The sequence below is a fragment of the Paraburkholderia sp. C35 genome, assembly GCF_003121405.1.
Lineage (GTDB): Bacteria > Pseudomonadota > Gammaproteobacteria > Burkholderiales > Burkholderiaceae > Paraburkholderia.
The window spans coordinates 1-16,128 of the sequence record NZ_QBUY01000028.1 but is presented as its reverse complement, the minus strand read 5'-3'; the positions used below and the strand labels follow the sequence as shown (position 1 = coordinate 16,128).

The 16,128-nt window shown below is 62.5% G+C and carries 13 protein-coding genes and 1 pseudogene; 6 read left to right on the top strand and 8 right to left on the bottom strand.

All coding sequences use genetic code 11. The annotated features are described in order from the left end of the window. Positions 1-67 precede the first annotated feature (67 nt). On the bottom strand, positions 68-379 hold the full coding sequence (locus DK391_RS18640) for a hypothetical protein (protein WP_162600852.1): 312 nt from the start codon (positions 377-379) through the stop codon (positions 68-70). Between the two features lie 425 nt (positions 380-804). On the opposite strand from DK391_RS18640, the gene DK391_RS18635 reads away from it, so the two are divergent. The 5 genes from DK391_RS18635 (at position 805) to DK391_RS18615 (ending at position 7,342) form a co-directional block, all read left to right on the top strand. Beyond that, a complete protein-coding gene (locus DK391_RS18635; RefSeq protein ID WP_109479502.1) occupies positions 805-1,395 on the top strand; it encodes a recombinase family protein in 591 nt (196 codons plus the stop codon). A gap of 106 nt (positions 1,396-1,501) precedes the next feature. After that, the gene (locus tag DK391_RS18630) at positions 1,502-2,080 is read left to right on the top strand and encodes a hypothetical protein (RefSeq protein ID WP_109479448.1); all 579 of its coding nucleotides are present in this window, start codon (positions 1,502-1,504) and stop codon (positions 2,078-2,080) included. Between the two features lie 585 nt (positions 2,081-2,665). Next, the gene (locus DK391_RS18625) at positions 2,666-3,583 is read left to right on the top strand and encodes a hypothetical protein (RefSeq protein WP_109479447.1); all 918 of its coding nucleotides are present in this window, start codon (positions 2,666-2,668) and stop codon (positions 3,581-3,583) included. 843 nt (positions 3,584-4,426) lie between these two features. After that, on the top strand, positions 4,427-4,996 hold the full coding sequence (locus tag DK391_RS18620; protein WP_162600851.1) for a hypothetical protein: 570 nt from the start codon (positions 4,427-4,429) through the stop codon (positions 4,994-4,996). Positions 4,997-5,020: 24 nt separating this feature from the next. Further along, on the top strand, positions 5,021-7,342 hold the full coding sequence (locus DK391_RS18615) for a hypothetical protein (protein WP_109479445.1): 2,322 nt from the start codon (positions 5,021-5,023) through the stop codon (positions 7,340-7,342). A 47-nt stretch (positions 7,343-7,389) separates the two neighbouring features. On the opposite strand, the gene DK391_RS18610 is transcribed toward DK391_RS18615, so the two are convergent. From DK391_RS18610 to DK391_RS18595, 3 genes are all read right to left on the bottom strand, one after another. Continuing rightward, positions 7,390-8,490, bottom strand: a complete 1,101-nt coding sequence (locus DK391_RS18610) for a site-specific integrase (protein ID WP_109479444.1) — start codon at positions 8,488-8,490, stop codon at positions 7,390-7,392. Positions 8,491-8,560: 70 nt separating this feature from the next. Continuing rightward, complete coding sequence (locus DK391_RS45325) at positions 8,561-9,199, bottom strand: DUF4145 domain-containing protein (protein ID WP_239482878.1); 639 nt, start codon at positions 9,197-9,199, stop codon at positions 8,561-8,563. 165 nt (positions 9,200-9,364) lie between these two features. Continuing rightward, complete coding sequence (locus DK391_RS18595) at positions 9,365-10,387, bottom strand: site-specific integrase (RefSeq protein WP_109479441.1); 1,023 nt, start codon at positions 10,385-10,387, stop codon at positions 9,365-9,367. 103 nt (positions 10,388-10,490) lie between these two features. Here DK391_RS18595 and DK391_RS18590 point away from each other — a divergent pair. Beyond that, positions 10,491-10,808 (top strand): annotated as a pseudogene (locus DK391_RS18590) (transposase); the annotation flags it as partial. Positions 10,809-10,929: 121 nt separating this feature from the next. On the opposite strand, the gene DK391_RS18585 reads toward DK391_RS18590, so the two are convergent. From DK391_RS18585 to DK391_RS18570, 4 genes are all read right to left on the bottom strand, one after another. Further along, positions 10,930-11,415: a DUF2147 domain-containing protein gene (locus DK391_RS18585; protein WP_109479439.1), complete on the bottom strand. Its 486-nt coding sequence runs from the start codon at positions 11,413-11,415 to the stop codon at positions 10,930-10,932. Between the two features lie 191 nt (positions 11,416-11,606). Beyond that, positions 11,607-13,295 (bottom strand): POTRA domain-containing protein, encoded by a 1,689-nt coding sequence (locus DK391_RS18580; RefSeq protein ID WP_109479438.1) that lies wholly within the window; start codon positions 13,293-13,295, stop codon positions 11,607-11,609. A 182-nt stretch (positions 13,296-13,477) separates the two neighbouring features. Further along, entirely contained in the window at positions 13,478-14,725 is a 1,248-nt protein-coding gene (locus DK391_RS18575) for a collagen-like triple helix repeat-containing protein (protein WP_109479437.1), read from the bottom strand. A gap of 132 nt (positions 14,726-14,857) precedes the next feature. Further along, the coding region (locus tag DK391_RS18570; protein ID WP_239482877.1) for a collagen-like triple helix repeat-containing protein at positions 14,858-16,128 on the bottom strand (1,271 nt) is incomplete at its 5' end.

Here is a 16,128-nt window from a genome sequence, read left to right as displayed (position 1 = left end):
ACTCGCAGCGGTGCTAACTCAGCGCGGTCGGCATGGCTACCCCGATCAGGGACCATGCCGACTGACCTCAACTCTGAAGCGTCCAGCCATGCGCGACCATGCAGTGCTTGAAAAAGTCCCGCATGTTGATCGCGCCTGCGATCCCTGTTCCGAAGTATCCGCTTTGTCGCGCATCCTTCTCGCAGACATACGAGTCTTGTTGATAGTCCGTCTGAGTAGCACCGTACTTATTCCAAACCATTGGATGCGCACAACCTGCCAGCACTAAAGCGATAGCGGTCCCCACCAGCAACGTTCCCCGTTTCATTGAAGGTCTTCCATTATTTGCTTTGATAGGTGCCACAATGCTTTGTGCATGCGGCACGAAAGAATAATGCATGTGCCAGACTACTTTCAATACGCAAACGATTCGCGAACATACCTTCCGTTGCGCGTCCGCATCACGCTCTGCAACCCGCACTTGTGTTGTAGAGAGATTGCATCGAACCCAATTTCGCTGCACCTATTCGCAGGCACTTACGCCGCCCACGCATCTCGCACACCCCCCGTATGCGTGCGCCTGCGCATCTCGCTGCCGTCCGAGGGCTACATGGTGCCCGGTCGCATGGTGCGCCTGTGTAGCAAGCGGCTCCGCGTCTGGCGCTGGCACCGCACGAGTAACAGGTAAGCGCCAGCCGATCCGTTCAATAAACGACCGAATGATGCACACGCGCAACACCTGCGATCATGGTGTGCAAAAACTATGTTGACAGGGTTGTTGCACACGCGCAATATATGAACACCTTTGTTGAACAGGACGCGAACATGAGCCGCACCTTCCTATACGCCCGCGTATCGACGGGCGAGCAGACCACGACCAACCAGCTTCACGAGGCGAAGGCCAAGGGCTTCACGGTGGACGCCAAGCGCACGGTTGAGGAAACCATCAGCGGCAGCGTCGCGGCGATGGAGCGCCCGAAGTTCAAGGCACTGGTAGAGCACAAGCTGGATGAAGGCGACACGCTGATTGTGACGAAGCTCGACCGACTGGGGCGCAATACGAGCGACGTGCTCGCGACGGTCGAGAGACTGGCGGCAATGGGTGTGCGCCTGCATTGTCTCGCGCTGGAGGGTGTGGACCTGACCAGCGCGGCGGGAAAGTTGCACATGACTGTGCTCGCTGCTGTCGCGCAGTTCGAACGCGATCTGTTGATTGAGCGGACGCATGCGGGACTGGCACGGGCACGTGCCGAGGGACGGGTAGGCGGCAGGCCAGATGCCTTGACGGGCGATCAGAAGGCAGAGATTCGGGCCGCGCTCGCGGGTGGCGACACGAGCGCTAGAGCGCTTGCGAAGCAGTACGGCGTAGCGCCGAACACCATCCTGAAGGTGGCGAAGGAGGACGCAGCAGATTAGGCGCTGGCACCGCATACCGTAGCAACCCGGACAGTCTTGGCGGATCGACCGGGCATCTAATCACCACGCGGGCCAGCGCGCCTGCACATTACCGCAAAAGCAGACTATGAACCAGACCAACATCGCACTGAACGCCGAAGACAGCAGCGGCGTGGCTATCGCGACTGGCGACGACTTCGAGATTGACGATGAGGCGTACGCGGAGGGCGTGTTCTTCGCCAGCACAGATTGGCAGTGGGCATTGAAGGAAGATGCGGCGGACCGCCCTGCGAGCATGGCAGAGCATCTGTCTATGGCGTGGGCTTTCATCTCCGGGACCGTATGCCCGGAATGGAACAACGAACACGCACGCATCTCGTTCTACCTCGGCTACGAGGATATGGCGACAGAGCTTGCCGACGACGGCGAGGCAGGATACGAGGCGCTTGCCGAGGCCGGAACCGTGGCTGCTACCGATGGCTGGCTTCTCCAGTCGGGGCCGTGGAAGGCACGCGCCAGCGACGCAGAGAAGGTTGTCCGCTCGGTTCGGGCTGCGTGGGCAGGCGCGACACGGTGGCAGGCACTGGCGGCCGTCAGCGGGTCAGCAGGCGACCGTTATCAAGCTGAGGCGGCACTGATCCGTGCTGATGTGGCGGGGCAGCGGCTCTCAGACGACCGGGGCGGGGCCACGACATACTCACACTGACCGCCGACATGGGTGCTGCACACCGAACGAGGCCCGCCACTGCGCGTGCTTCCGGTCACGTTGGAACCGGAGCAGACGCAGTGAGTCCCATTTTGGACGACTCTACAGCCACTACACAGCCACCCTGACGTAGGACGGAACGCGGCCTATAAGTGGGAGTCCGATTATGGATGACTTGAAAGGAACAGAGCCGCACCTTCCACTGGCACGCGTTGCTAGGCGATTCGAACGCCGACGCAGGAGCGTGCCCAGGCGACCCACACCCGCAGGTCATTAAGCGCTCGGCAAGCTGCTGCATGGCCTTGTTGCGGGCTTACCTGCGGCGTCTGCTCCTGAGCCTTTGCGTGCGGACCGCTGCACGCTTTCGCTATTAACTGCACACACCTTAAGTATTAGCGGAAATTACACGCGCTAGCGCACGCGTCCGGTGATGTTTTCCTTTATACATCAATGAATTAACCAGAATGCAGACATTCAGACTGCGTGCTCAAGCGCGTGCAGTCTGCACGCACCCTAGCCGTGGTCACTGCGACCGCAGAGCTACCCACCGGGCATCGCGCCCACCAACTAATAGGGACTGAAGCAATGGAAGACAAAGAAACACCCGCTCGCGTGGACGCTCGGGCAGAACTGGACGATACGCTCGCACGGCTGGATTCGGGCTTGATCTCGAATGCCGATGCCGCTAGCGAAGCCCGCCGATGGACGTACAACATCGAGCAGGAACGCTACGCCGCCGAGATTCGCGAGGTCATGACTGACTACCGGGCGCTGGAAGAGAGGCTTGCGCGTATCGGCGCGAGGTATCCAGACTTCGGAGCACCTCTGATCCTGTCGAAGCTCGAAGTCCGTCCGAATCCGGGCAAGGCTTATTGGCAAGCACGTAGGAACGTGCTGCTGGCTCTGTTCGAAGACGAACGCACCGCGAAGCTGGACTACGCCAAGCTGCGCACCGCGTACATGCGGGAGGCTGAACGCAATTCAGGCTACGTCGGAACTCTGCCTGATTCGATCTGGTACTCGAAGTTTGGCGCTAACACACAAGCGGTGGCAGACCGGATGCTGACGCAGAACGCAATGGTAAAGACGGATGCGCACGGCAAGCCTACGGAGAAGCTGGACACGTTAGCCAAGCTATACCGTCGCATCGTTGAGCACGGCATCGGTAAGCAGCAGCCCACCAACCGGGCCGCATCTTGCGGTAAGACGTTCAGCGGTGCGGGCCGCGTCGAGTTCATGCCCGGTAATCGCATCAACTGGTTCGGCAGCATCGTGAAGTGGCGCAAGGACCGCGACACCATTCGATGCATGGTGTCAACAGCGAAGGGGCGCGAGAACATCAACGTAGTGAAAGCACTCGCCGCAAAACCATTCAATGTGAGCGAGGCCACCGTGCTCCGTTGGATTGCGAACGCCGAAGCGCAAAACACAGCATCAGAACAATCCGCGCTATCGCAGCAGCGCGACGAGAACGAACGCGCAACAGGCTGGCGCGAACTCTAATCACTTACGCAGAACTGCCGCTACACGGCGAAGGACACAACATGAGCACACAACCTAAGCACGTCACTCTCTCGAATAGAGAACGTACGACGAAGCTTTTCCAACGGCGCGGCATCGTAGCGCCTCAGCGTCTGTCGGACGAAACAATCCAGAGACTCACGCATCGGCGGCCCGCATGAGTCGCGACCACCGACAGAAACGGGAGCCTAACGCGGTGATGCTTGCCCGCCAGCAAGCGGAGCTTGACCGCGTGTGGAACGACGCGAAGCAGCGGCGCGGATGCGCAACCGCAATGCATCGCTATCCGCAGTACATGAGACGTATCCGAGAGACACGCGAAGCCGAAGCTTCACTTGATCTGGACCATCTAATCCACTGACGCCCCAGCGGTGTCCTACGGAGTACAACATGAAGAACATTGCACATCCATTGGAGAACCACGCCGAAGCGCGGGCCTATTATGAATCGCTCACGAAGCGAGCTTCACGCGGCGGGGTATGCATCTGGCGCGAAGTAGTCGAACAATGTCACGGCAGTTTGCCGACATGGGCAGCACGTAAGCAGCGAGCACGCGAGAAAGAGTCTGTAAGGCGGGCTGCGGAATCGGCTAACTGACCGACGGAAAAGCGCACACGACAAGTGCGTACGAATCTCAGGCCCGCTATGCGCCTTCGAGCATAGCAACGTCGCATTCAGCGGCAATCACATTCTATTCAATAAGGAGTACGATAAATGGCAGGTGGCGCGCTGATTCACGCTCGCGTTGAAGCGACGGTAGCAGGTGCGGCATGTTTCTTGAGCGCGCAATCGTCATGATTCAGCGGCGGCGCGAGAGGTATGCACATGAAGCCGCACGGCAGTAAGAACACGCGGTCACGCGGGCTGTGGCAAGTCGCGCCCTACACGTCGAAGTTGACGCGGGCACATCGCGATGCGGCACGCGCTGACACCGCGTTCGCACAGGCGCTTCGCGAGCAGACCATCTACCCGCAGCGTGTGGATGCGTTGGTTGCCGGTCGAACATGGTTCGACGGTCGTGAATGCGCGAAGTGTGGCAGCACGCGGCGGCGCGTGTACAACGTGGGCTGCTACGACTGCCAACAGCTAGGGCGTGGCTTCCAGACAGATGCAAAGGGTCGGTGTGTCGCTCTTCCACCCACAAAGCTATCCCGTGACGGTTATCTGGCACGCAACGATGAACGTAAGCGTGAGGCGACCGGGGACTACATCGAATACCGCAGCGGCGACTGGGTAGCGCGGCAATACCCTACCGGACGCCTCAGCGTGCGATGCCTTGCGCACCACATCGACAACCCGGACTTAGGCTCCCTACCGTGGCAGCGCATCTTTGAACTCGGCAACCAGCACCCGGACCTTGTGAACCTCCTACGGCAGGCGGGATGGTCCGCTTAACCAACAGACAACAGGAATAGCACCATGAGTATCAGTTTCAGTCTCAACTCGGATGGCGGTGTAGTCGTCCAGCAAGGCACGAGCGCGGGCGGAAGCTCCACCACCTTCAACGGCGGTGTGAGCGGAGGCTCGCAGGCGAGCGGCAGTCCCGCGCAGGGCGGCACCGACATCAACGCCTTCGCGAACGCAGAGCGGGCGCAGGGCGTCTTCGGGTCGGGCATCGACATCAACAGCTTTAACAAGCTGACGCAGGGCATGATCCAGCCGTACATCGACAAGGCGAAGAAGGAGCAGTACGCGAACGGCATGGCACAGGCCGCGCAGGGCAAGTCGCTTATCGAGATCGAGAACGACCAGCCGTGGTACACGAAGATTTACGGCCCGGACGCCACGGTGCAGGGCGCGCAGATGTTCAACGTCAATGCGGCGATGAACGATGCGCAGACCAGCTTCATGCAGGCGATGCCGCAGCTTCGTGAGAAGTCGCCGGATCAGGTTCGGGCATACCTAGTGGACAAGATGTCACAGGTACAGGGCACGGGCGACCAGTACACGGACGCGATGGTGCAGCAGAAGCTCGCGGAGCAACTCCCGCAGATGCTCGACCATCACATGCAGCAGTACGTGCAGTACACGCAAGAGCAGAACTACCTCGGCTTCACGAACATGGGCACGAGCGCGGCGCGGTCGATGCAGGCCACGCTGTCCGCCAACCCCACGAACTCGGATGACGACGTGTCTAAGGCGTACGCGAATTACAACGCGAACCTGCTCAAGCCCGACAACATGACGACCGATGCGTACCATCGGGCGATCAAGGACATCACCATCTCGAATGCGTCGATGGGTAACTGGCAGGCTGTGCGTGCGATCAAGCAATCCGATGCGTACGCTCAGATGGACCCGGCTATTCGCGCCGACCTAGACGACAAGATTCCGCTACTCGAAGCGCAGGCAGCGGCGAAGAACCCGGCGAACGCACAGTCGCTCGACAATGCAGCCACGCTGGAGTTTGCGATGACGAAGGGTGGCGGCACGTTCCCGACGACACCGGCAGGCCACGCGGCTGCTATGCAGAAGATGGAGGACATCAACGCGGCGTACCGTCAGCAATGGGGCGACGCCACGGTGCCGTTCCCTCCCGCGAAGCAGAAGCAGGTGTTGGAGCAGATGGACGCGAACAACCAGCGACAGTACCTTGCGGCCCTCAAAGCGCAACAGAAGCAGTTGAACTACAACGAAGCCGCTACGATGGTGGCGACGAAGTGGGCGGCCGATCGTCCTGAAGACCTAAAGGGCATCCCCATTCCCGAAGGCGCACAGGTGACGCAGCTTAACGCGATCTACACGGACGCTGTGCAGGCAGGCCCGGATAGTCCGCAGGCACAGACCTTCTGGCAGCACGCATCAGCCAACTCCCGTGATCCGCAGATGCACCCGCCGATGCTTGACGGTTACATCAAGTCCACGCTCGGCAACTTCTTCGACGGCGCTGGTCCTGCCACGCCGCAGCAGATGTCAGTGGTGGATATGGCGCAGAAGCTGCGCAGTGGTCCCGGTGGAGTCGATGCTGTTAAGTCGTACTTCGGAGATCACGCAGAGGCGATGCTCGCGATCCTCGACAGCGGCGCGACGCTATCAGACCCGCAGCAGTTCGACATGATCCGCACGCAATGGGCACGAGGCAAGCTCGCCACGGCGAATGCACAGGACAAGAAGGACGCGCTGGATTACGTCTCGCGGCAGGACGTTGCGTGGTGGAACCCGTTCCGCAGGGGCGACCTGTCTGGATGGGACATCAGCGACGGTGCCAAGTCGAACCTCGCGCAGCAGGTGGCACCACTGATGGCGCAGAAGATGCACGCCTTCGGTCTGTCACAGGATGACGCAGCACGTGCGGCGTACACGCAGGTGATGGGCAACGCTGACCTAGTGCCCGGTGCAATCGTACCGGAAGACAAGGGCAAGTGGGGCAAGGGCCAAGGCTGGATGGATTACGTCAGCAAGGTGCCCGGTGCAGTGGCGAGCCAGAACTCGGCGCTGTATCAGGACACGATGCGCTCGTACATCAACGACCTCGCGACCGACCGTCTCAAGGGCACGAATGCGGACATGTCAAACTTCAAGCCCGATGACTACAAGGTGCAGTACGGCCAGTACCTCGGTAACGGCCTGATGAACCTGTACCTGTCCAAGGGAGACGGCGCGTACCTCAACGTCACCATGAACTCGGATGAGTTCGGCAAGCGCATCGTCTCGGCGGTGCAGTCGCACAGCTACGGCGCGAGTGGTTCGAAGGCTCCTCAGGGGATGCCTGACAAGAACGCATTCGGCTGGGGCTACTAAGCGCAGTGCGGAAGCGGCCTCGTGTGAAGCCGCTTCCTCACCAGCACTTAGTCATCTGCTGATGGTGCGGGTTGCCCGCTCATCAGACGGCGTAGTTCGTCCAGAATCTTCTGTACAGCAGGATCGTTGGACTTCGGCGGCTGCGCATCCAGACGATGCACCAAATCCTTCGCACGCAGATGCGTGTACCGGGCAAGCATCGCACGCGTTTTGTGTCCTGTTACGAGCGCCACTTCGGAATCACTGAGTCCTAGCTCAAACAATCGCGACGTAGCCTCGTGGCGTGTGTCGTGAAAGTGCAAGTCTTCAAGCCCTGAGCGTATCCGCGCTCTTTTGAAGGCAAGCTTAAGCGCGTTGCGCGTAACATCAGGGAACACCGGACCCTGTAACGGGCCGACGCGAGTCCCGCGTATCGACTGGATAACGGTCATACAGCGCTTATTCAACGGTACGGTGCGCGTGGTGAGCGTCTTCGTCGCAGCAGCCGGTAGGGTTACAACACATTCTTCTGTGTTGACGTTCTGCCACTGTAGCGCCCGCACCTCCGATTGACGCATGCCTGTGTGGATAGCGAGTTCTACGATGGGCGCGAGCCACCAAGATCGAGCCTGCTTGCACGCGTGAAGCAGAAGCGACTGCTCGGCAATAGTTAGCCTCCGTTCGCGAGGCGGGTTAGATCGTGGCCGGCGAACGTCGGCAACCGGATTGCTTGGCATCGCTATGCCCCAGTCCTTCCTCGCGACCTCAAACACGGTATGCAGCAGATTCAACTCGCGGTTGACCGTTGAGCCGCTGACCTTCAGCAGGCGTCTTCGGCAGTACTCCGCGACTATTGGCGTTTTGACGGTTGCGAGTGAATAACCAGCGAGCGGGTCGCGCCGCATCGCGTTCAAACGGATCACCTCCTCAGCCGATCCCCGATGCATAGGGGAAACCTCTTCCGCATACCGCGCCAGTACGTCGCTCAACAATGTCTGGCGTGCGGCTTTCGTATCCATGAAGCACTCGCGAGAAATCGCGGACTCGGTATCCGCCACCCAGCGCCGGGCGTCTTTTTTGGTAGGGAATGTGCGCGATTGCGTGGGCTGCCCATGACGGCGGATGCGGGCTGTGTACGAACCGTTCGGACGCTTCTGAATAGTGCCCATACCTGACTCCATTAATTAGTGGGTGCAGGTTTGGGCGGTCATGCCGCCGTCTCTCAGCGAAGGCAGTATGTCACGGCTTGGGTTCGGAGGGTTCGATGCGTTGCTTTACTTTCTCTGGCAACGTGTACATGTACGTCAGCAGGAGGCGAGTGAACTCCATCAGCTCAGTCGCGGATTCCTTCGTGAAATCTTCCTCCTCATGTAGGGCATCGTTCCCGTCAAGTCGAACTCGGTGCGCCCATGTCTGCATGTCCGGTGTGATCTTGCGTTCTGCCGCCAACTTGTCGATTCTCTGTTCGAGCTTCCACGCTTCTATCTCCGGGCTGTGCGCCTTCAGTGCAATTTCAAGGCAGCGGCGGAACATTGCGGCGGCGGGTGTGTAGTCGCTCCTGCTTAAACACCTTACACCTTGCTCGTATGCTCTTCCGGCAGCAGACGGCACGTGCTCTGGCGTTGGCGAAGTATCGGGTGCTGGATACATGCTCAAGACTCGAAGGTGTGTATGCTTGCTTATGTCGCCAACGGCCGCCTGCGGATTGACCCCGGATTGGGCAGCAAATACCAAGAGGGCCAGCGACTCTCCGCACGCAGGGCACACGCAGAGCGCGTTCCAATACTGAGGTTTGTTCGGTTGTTGTTGTGCGAATACCACGTTGAACGCGGCGTGAGCAGCAGGGCAGTGAGGACAATCTTGAATGAAGATACCCATGTCGAATCAGCGCAATTATTGGTCTTGAGTGTAGGTATGTGCACGACCCGCCCAAACAGCAAGGGCGACCCGATCAGCTACGGGCAGCTTAACCTATTTGCGAGAGGAGTTGACAGCGGTCAGGTCGGCGGCCCGTATATGCGAAGTTCCGCCAACCTGTGATCGTCATTCGAGCTTCGCGAGCAGGTGGTCCATCGAGAGATGGGAGTACCGGCGAAGCATAGTGAGCGTCTTGTGGCCTGTGATGGACGCCACTTCCATCGTATTCAATCCTTTTTCGAATAGCCGCGATGTTGCCTCATGGCGCAGATCATGGAACCGTAAATTGTGCATGCCTGCCTTGTCTCTGGCCCGCATGAATGCATGCCGTATCACGGTTGGGCGAACCCAACTGAACGGGCCGTTTGTATTGTGCTTCGTCCACTCGTACAGTCGAACCTGCCTCATGGCTTCCAGCGCGGCGGCAGCGCGGCGAGAAAGTGGTACGCCGCGACCTTCACCGTTCTTCGTGTCTGTGAGTCGGGCCACGCGCTTTTGCAAGTCAATGCGATCCCAGGTTAGTGCGAGCATCTCAGACTGCCGCATGCCAGTCTCAATAGCGATGATGACGGCATGTTCCAGATAGGGCGCACGAGCAGCCCGACACTCGGCTAGCAGCAGTGCTTCCTCGCCGGGTAGCAGGCGGCGCTCGCGGGCCGCGTTCTCCTTCGGCAAGCGCACCTTGCGCACAGGGTTTTCCGCAAGATACACGCCCCAGTCGCGGCAGGCATGGTCGATCACGAGCGCCAGTAGCTGCATCTCCTTTCTGGCTGTCGATCCACTTACGGAACGCAGTCTCTCGTCTCGATAGCCGGTGACAGCTACGCGGGTGAGATTCGCCAGCGAGTAGTCGCAGATGGAGTGCCCTAGCATCTGCCGTATGCGGAAGACTTCCGCCTCAGCGCCTTTGTGCAGCGGCGTGACTTCCTCGACGTAGCGGCGCAGTGCATCACCTAGTGACATCTCGCGGGCGTCTCGCTGGTCGATGGCGTGGCCCTTGTCGTACTCGGCCTCCACCTCGCGTGCCCATGCTTCCGCTTCAGTCTTCGTCGGGAATGAGCGGGTCTGAGTCGGGAAGCCGGTGCGCCGCACTCTTGCCTGCCAGCGGCGGTCAGGCCGCTTGTCTTCGCGTTTCGTAATGGTTGCCATGCGATCTCCAATTGGTACAGATTTGGTACAGAGACCGATTGCATGACCTTTCGTCGGCGAATGCTCTGGGTGATAGAGGAGGGCGCGGGGCGCTGTAACCCGCGCCCGACGTAGCGGCGCTACCTGGTCCGCAATGCCGCGTAAATACCCGTCGTATCAAACCTGTCATCGCCGCTTCAAGGCGTGGCATCAGGCTGGTGTGCTGCAGCGCGTGATGGACCAGTTGTTCGGCGAAGCCGGCGACGAACTGTGCAGCACGATGGAAGCCCGCATGCGTATCCACGCGCCGAATGCAGCCGCCAACGATGTCCCGCAGATCCAGCCGTCCGTGCCCGCCACGCCACTGTTTCCGCAGCCGTCAACGACGCCTGTCACGCCGCTGGTCTTCAACTACACCAGCCCATTCAAGAACGCGGCATGACGGATCGAACGAATTGAGCGCAAGCGACAATAAAAAGCCGGCCTGGCGAATCTGAACGCCAGGCCGGCTTTTTTTCATCTCGTCGAGTCGCTCGCCACGCATCGGGCGCGGCGCATCGACATCAGTTCTGGCGCACCCACGTCTGCGAACGTCCGAGCAGCGCCACGCCAATATAGCCACGCACCACCAGCTTCTGACCGCCGTCCTCGACGTGCATCTTGCACTTGTAGAGCTTGCCGTTTTCCGGGTCGAGAATCTGTCCGCCGTCCCAGCCTTCACCTTCCTTTTTCATATCGCTGATGATCGTCATGCCGAGAATCGGCTGATCCTTGCGCGCGTCCGTGCACGCGGTGCAGCGGCGATCGGGTTGATCGTTCGGGCCGAGTCCCTTGATCACCTTGCCGCTCAGCGTGCCGCCCGCGTCCTGCGAGATCTGCACGAGCGCCTTGGGCTGGCCGGTGTGGTCGTCGATGGTCTGCCATGTGCCGACGGGCGTATCGGCTTGCGCGAACGCCGTGACGGCGCTGGCGAGCAGCACGCCCGCAACAGCCGCATGTTTCAACGTTGTGCCGAACGCAAAGCGCGCACGCTGGGTGAATTGAATCATTGTCGTCCTCCTTGTTGAAAATCGTCGCGATGGATCTCGCGCGGCGCCGTGTAGATGTCGATGCAAGGCGGCGCCATGCCTGCTGCAGACCTGTTTCATGACAGCCTGGAATGGGCAGAATACGTGAAAGTGCCGGTGTCGTTTGATAGTGAAGCCTCTAATCGGAGGCTTCGCTTCATTGCGTTTCCAGCCTAGTTCAACTGATACGAAAACGTCGCGTTGATACGCGGACTGCGCGACGCGCTTTCGACAGGCGCATCGCCGACTGCCTTCGCAACCGACAGATCCAGGCTGTAGTACTTCGCGTCAGAAATCCGAAAGCCGAGCGCCACGGACGACAGTTTCTTCGGCTGCGGCGTACCTGCATGCAGATAGACGCGCGCCATATCGAACGAGACATACGGCGTGATCGTGCGCAGATACGTGAAGCCGAGCGCGACGGCGCGATGGACTTCGAACGACGCGCCCCAGCCCGAATCGCCCGACGTCTCGCCCGGCTGATAACCCTGCGCGAAGCGTTGCGCGCCGAACGAGATCTGCTCGGACGTGGGCAGCGTATCGGGGCTGTATTGTCCCGTCGCCGCGAAGGCCGTACCGATGCCGAGCGGCCATTCGTTGCTTTGCGACACGCTCGCGCCCGTGCGCACGAAGGTGATGGAAGCGGGGTTAATCGTCGTCGTGCCTGGGACGTTCGAGTCGCCGGCCTTGCCTGCGCCGAGAATGTCGAAAGCCTTCGCGACGTTGATGCTGGCCTTGCGCACCTGGCCCGTCGACGCTTCCGCGTAATCGGCCTGCAGTTGCAGCACGCGCACCTGCGAGCGCAAGCCGATTGCGGCGCCCGTAATGGTGTTGTTGAAGCGGTCTTCATCGTGCGAGGCATAGGCCGACGCCGTGCCCGTCAGCGTGCGCGCGTTGCTCAGGATGAACGGATACGACAGCGAGCCGCCCACCTTGTCGTTGATCACCGTCCGTTCGACATACGAGGGCAACCCTGGGTTGTCCTTCGGATTGCCGCGATAGTGCGACGCATCGATCTTCGCCGTCATGCCTTCCGTGCCGATGGGCAGGGCGCCATGCGCCGCGAGATAGGTGACGTTGTCGCGGCCCTTCGGCAGCAGCGCCGACACGCTCAACTGCTCGCCCAGCGACGTCAGCCCGTTCTCCGTAGCCGTCAGGAGTCCTTGCACACCGGGGTGATTGAAGTCGATACCCGTGCTGACGTCGAACGGTTTGCGATCGACGTTCAGTTCGAGCGTGGTCGCGCCGTCGGTGTTCTGCGGCGGCGGCACGTTCGCCGCGACTTTCACGCCAGGCAGCAATCCCATCGCGTTGATGTAGCGCTCGAAGGTCGCGCGGCGCAGCGGCCGGTCTGCCGTGATGTGCGCGGCGATCGCGCGGATCTTGTCTTCTGTCTTGCCGGGCTTGCCCGTCACCTTCACGTCGGAGACATAGCCTTCGACGATCGTCACGCGCACCACGCCGTTCTCGAAAGTCTGTGCCGGCACGAACGCGAACGACAGCGCAAAGCCGCGCTCCTGATAGAGCCGCGTGACGCCGTTCGCTTCTTCGATCAGTTGCCCGATCGTGATGTCCTTGCCGACCAGCGGCGTGAAGCGCTGCGCGACGTCGTTGAAGGGAATCGACTTGACGCCTTCGACCTGAATCTTCGTCGGCGTGAGATGCCGCGCGAGCAATTCCTGCAGTTGCGGTGCCTGCGGCTGGATCTGCGCCGTCGCGTTCGGGCCTTTTTCGGGCGCCTTGATTTGCGGAAGGGCGTCGAGCGGATTGCCGCTGACAGCAGCCGGGCGCGTCTGCGCCTGAACCGCGCCCGCAGCGAATGCCGCGAGCAGGAGTGTCCATTGCCTGGTCCCGAATTTCATCGGTGTGTCCTCGGAAGGCCTGTTGTTCTTTTGCGGACGTGCGCCTGGCCGGGCGTCGCGTCAGCGTATGTCGTGTTTGTTCAAGCGGGTGATGCAGGGGTGCTTCGATCGCTGCGATACGCGGGCCGCGCCGCGTGCTTCATCCGTTGTGAAGCACGCGTGCCGCGGCTCGCGTAGGCGCGTTATTTCTTCGTGACTGGCAGCAGCCCGCCCGCCAGCGGCGTCGAGCCGCCCGTCGCCGAACCGAGCGTGCTGGTCAGCGTGGTGACGAGACCCGTCACGGGCGCGAGCGGATTGCTCGCGCCGCTGCCGCCCGTCGCGCCGCCGAGCGCGCCCGTGACGGCGGACAGCGGATTGCCCGAACCACCCGTCGAGAGCGGCGTGCTGCCGAGCAGCGAAGTCACCGAGCCCAGCCCGCTGCTGCCGAGACCCGTGCCCGACAGCAGACCCGTCAACGGGCTGAGCAGGCCACCTGCTGCCGGCGGGCCAGGACGCACCAGCGCCGTCGAGCCGCCCACCAGACTCACAATCAGCCCAGGAATCGGCGCATAGCCGTTCGGGCCATTCGGATTGACGAGGCCGCCCGCATTCGTGACGGTGTTGCCGAGCGAGCCGACCAGCGTGCCGACATCGCCGCCGAGCGGGTTGGTGGTTGCACCGCCCACCGTGCCGCCCGCGCTCTGCAGCGCGCCACCGACCTTCGCGAGCACGCCGGAGACGGGGACGCCGAGGCCCGTGGTGGTGCCGACCGTTTGCGTCACCTGGCCGAGCGTGATCACGAGCGGCGTGATGGCCGTGCTGAGCGGTTGCGTGACCTGCTGCACCGGTCCGGATGCCAGCGTGCTGCCAAGCGTCGCGCCGCCCGAGTTGAGCGCGCTGGCGACGCCGCTGAGCGTGCTGGCGACGGGTGTCGTGACAGGCGACAGCGCCGAGAGGTTGCCCGTGCCCAGTCCGTTGACGGTGGTCGCGAGCCCTTGCACGACGCCGCTCGAAGAACTGACCACATTGCCCAGTCCCGACACCGTCGTGCCGACGGGATCGGAGGTCGTGCCGATCTGGCCGAGTCCGTTGCTGACGGCATCGGCGAGTGCGTTGACGGTGCCGCCTGCGCCCGTCACCGTGCTGCCGAGACCTTGTGTGACCTGCGGCGAAACGCCCGGCAGCGAGACCGAGCCGATCGTGCTGCCGAGATCATCGACAGTCTTGGCCACGGTCGACACCGTGCCCGTCGTGCCCGTGCTGGCCGTGGTGCCGTTGTTGGGCGTGCCGCCGCCCGTGCTGTTCGAAGGCGTCGATGGCGACGCTGCCGTGACGCTGTGGCCGCCGCACGCCGCCAGCAGGCAGGCGAGCGCGAGGACGGAGAGCGGGGCGCGCAGCGCGGGAAGGGTGGCGCGTGCGGCGTCGGAAACGGAAAAACGTTGCGTGTGCATGGGGTGCTCCTCGGAGTCGGGGGACGTCGTGGGACGCTCGCACGCGGGATGTGCCGCGCGCTCGCCGTCTCTGTTCAAGTCGGGAAACGAGCGGGCGCGCGCTGGGTTGGGCGCGTGCCTGCTCAACCGGTGTTACTTCTTCGTGCCGCCGCCGAGCACGCCGCCCACGAGCGACGTGATCGCGGAAAGGGGATTCGACGGGCTGCTGGTGGTGCCGCCGCTATTCGACGTGAGCGAGAGGCCGGGCGTCGACGAGGTCGTCGACGTGGCGTGCGAGGCAGCCGACGATGCCGTCGACAGTGCGCCCGTCACCGTCGAGACCACGCCCGTGACGGTGCTGGTAAGGCCGCCCAGCGGGTTGCTGCCCGCGGCGCTGCCGCTGCCCGACGTGCCCGTCACGCCGACCGAGACGCCGCCCGTGACGGTTGCCGTCACGCTGCCCAGCGTGCCCGTGATGGCGCTCAGCGGGTTGCTGCCGCCCGTGCCGCCGGCGCCGCCTGTCAGGCCGCCGAGCACGCCCGTCAGCGGCGCGAGCGGGTTGGCGCCCGAGCCGCCTGTCAGCAGTCCGCCTGCCGCGATCGTGGTCTTGCCGGCATCGGCGACCACGTTGCCCAGACCTGCCGAAACGGGATTGCTGCCGCCCGTCGAGCCGACCAGGCCGCCTGCCTTCACGAGCTGGCTGCCGAGCGTCGTCAGCAGTCCGTTGACGGGAGCGCCGAGGCCTGTGGTGTTACCGACCGTCTGCGTGGTCGCGGCGACCATCGACGTGATCGGCGTGATGGCCGTGCTCAGCTGCTGCGTGACCTGCTGGACAGGGCCCGGCGACAGCGCCGAAGTCAGCGCATTGCCGCCGTTCGTCACCGCGCCGCCGACCGTCTGGACGACACCGCCAAGCGGCGTCGTGACGGCTGCGAGCGGTGCAAGCGGCCCGCTGCCGACGCTCTGCACCAGCGCACCCGCGCTGGTCACGGCGTTGCCGACGTTGCTCACCACGCCGCCTGTGCTAGCCACCGTGGTGCCGACCGGGTTGTCGGTCGCGCCCAGTTGCCCAAGCCCTTGCGACACGCCGTTGCCGAGCGTCGATACGGCCGCGCCGAGATTCGACACGACGCCGCCCGCTGCCTGCGTGGTGCTGCTGCTGACGCCGGGCAGCGTCTGCGAGCCGATCACGCTGCCGACGCCCGATACCGTCGAGCCGACATCCGTCACCAGACCGCCGGCGCCTGCCGCGACCGTGCCGACCTGATTCGCCGTCTTGGTGATGGGCGTCGAGCCGCCGCCGCCGTTATTGCCGCCGCCATCGCCCGTACCGCCGCCGGAGCCGTTGCCTGCGCTGCTGTTGCCGCCTCCCGATCCGCTGCCCGTACCCGTGCCCGTGCCGGAGCCCGACCCGCTGCCGTCCG

Bases quoted from the DNA above. Each gene is read 5' to 3' on its own strand.
- DK391_RS18640 (WP_162600852.1), bottom strand. From the start codon at position 379: ATGCATTATTCTTTCGTGCCGCATGCACAAAGCATTGTGGCACCTATC.
- DK391_RS18635 (WP_109479502.1), top strand. From the start codon at position 805: ATGAGCCGCACCTTCCTATACGCCCGCGTATCGACGGGCGAGCAGACC.
- DK391_RS18630 (WP_109479448.1), top strand. From the start codon at position 1,502: ATGAACCAGACCAACATCGCACTGAACGCCGAAGACAGCAGCGGCGTG.
- DK391_RS18625 (WP_109479447.1), top strand. From the start codon at position 2,666: ATGGAAGACAAAGAAACACCCGCTCGCGTGGACGCTCGGGCAGAACTG.
- DK391_RS18620 (WP_162600851.1), top strand. From the start codon at position 4,427: ATGAAGCCGCACGGCAGTAAGAACACGCGGTCACGCGGGCTGTGGCAA.
- DK391_RS18615 (WP_109479445.1), top strand. From the start codon at position 5,021: ATGAGTATCAGTTTCAGTCTCAACTCGGATGGCGGTGTAGTCGTCCAG.
- DK391_RS18610 (WP_109479444.1), bottom strand. From the start codon at position 8,490: ATGGGCACTATTCAGAAGCGTCCGAACGGTTCGTACACAGCCCGCATC.
- DK391_RS45325 (WP_239482878.1), bottom strand. From the start codon at position 9,199: ATGGGTATCTTCATTCAAGATTGTCCTCACTGCCCTGCTGCTCACGCC.
- DK391_RS18595 (WP_109479441.1), bottom strand. From the start codon at position 10,387: ATGGCAACCATTACGAAACGCGAAGACAAGCGGCCTGACCGCCGCTGG.
- DK391_RS18585 (WP_109479439.1), bottom strand. From the start codon at position 11,415: ATGATTCAATTCACCCAGCGTGCGCGCTTTGCGTTCGGCACAACGTTG.
- DK391_RS18580 (WP_109479438.1), bottom strand. From the start codon at position 13,295: ATGAAATTCGGGACCAGGCAATGGACACTCCTGCTCGCGGCATTCGCT.
- DK391_RS18575 (WP_109479437.1), bottom strand. From the start codon at position 14,725: ATGCACACGCAACGTTTTTCCGTTTCCGACGCCGCACGCGCCACCCTT.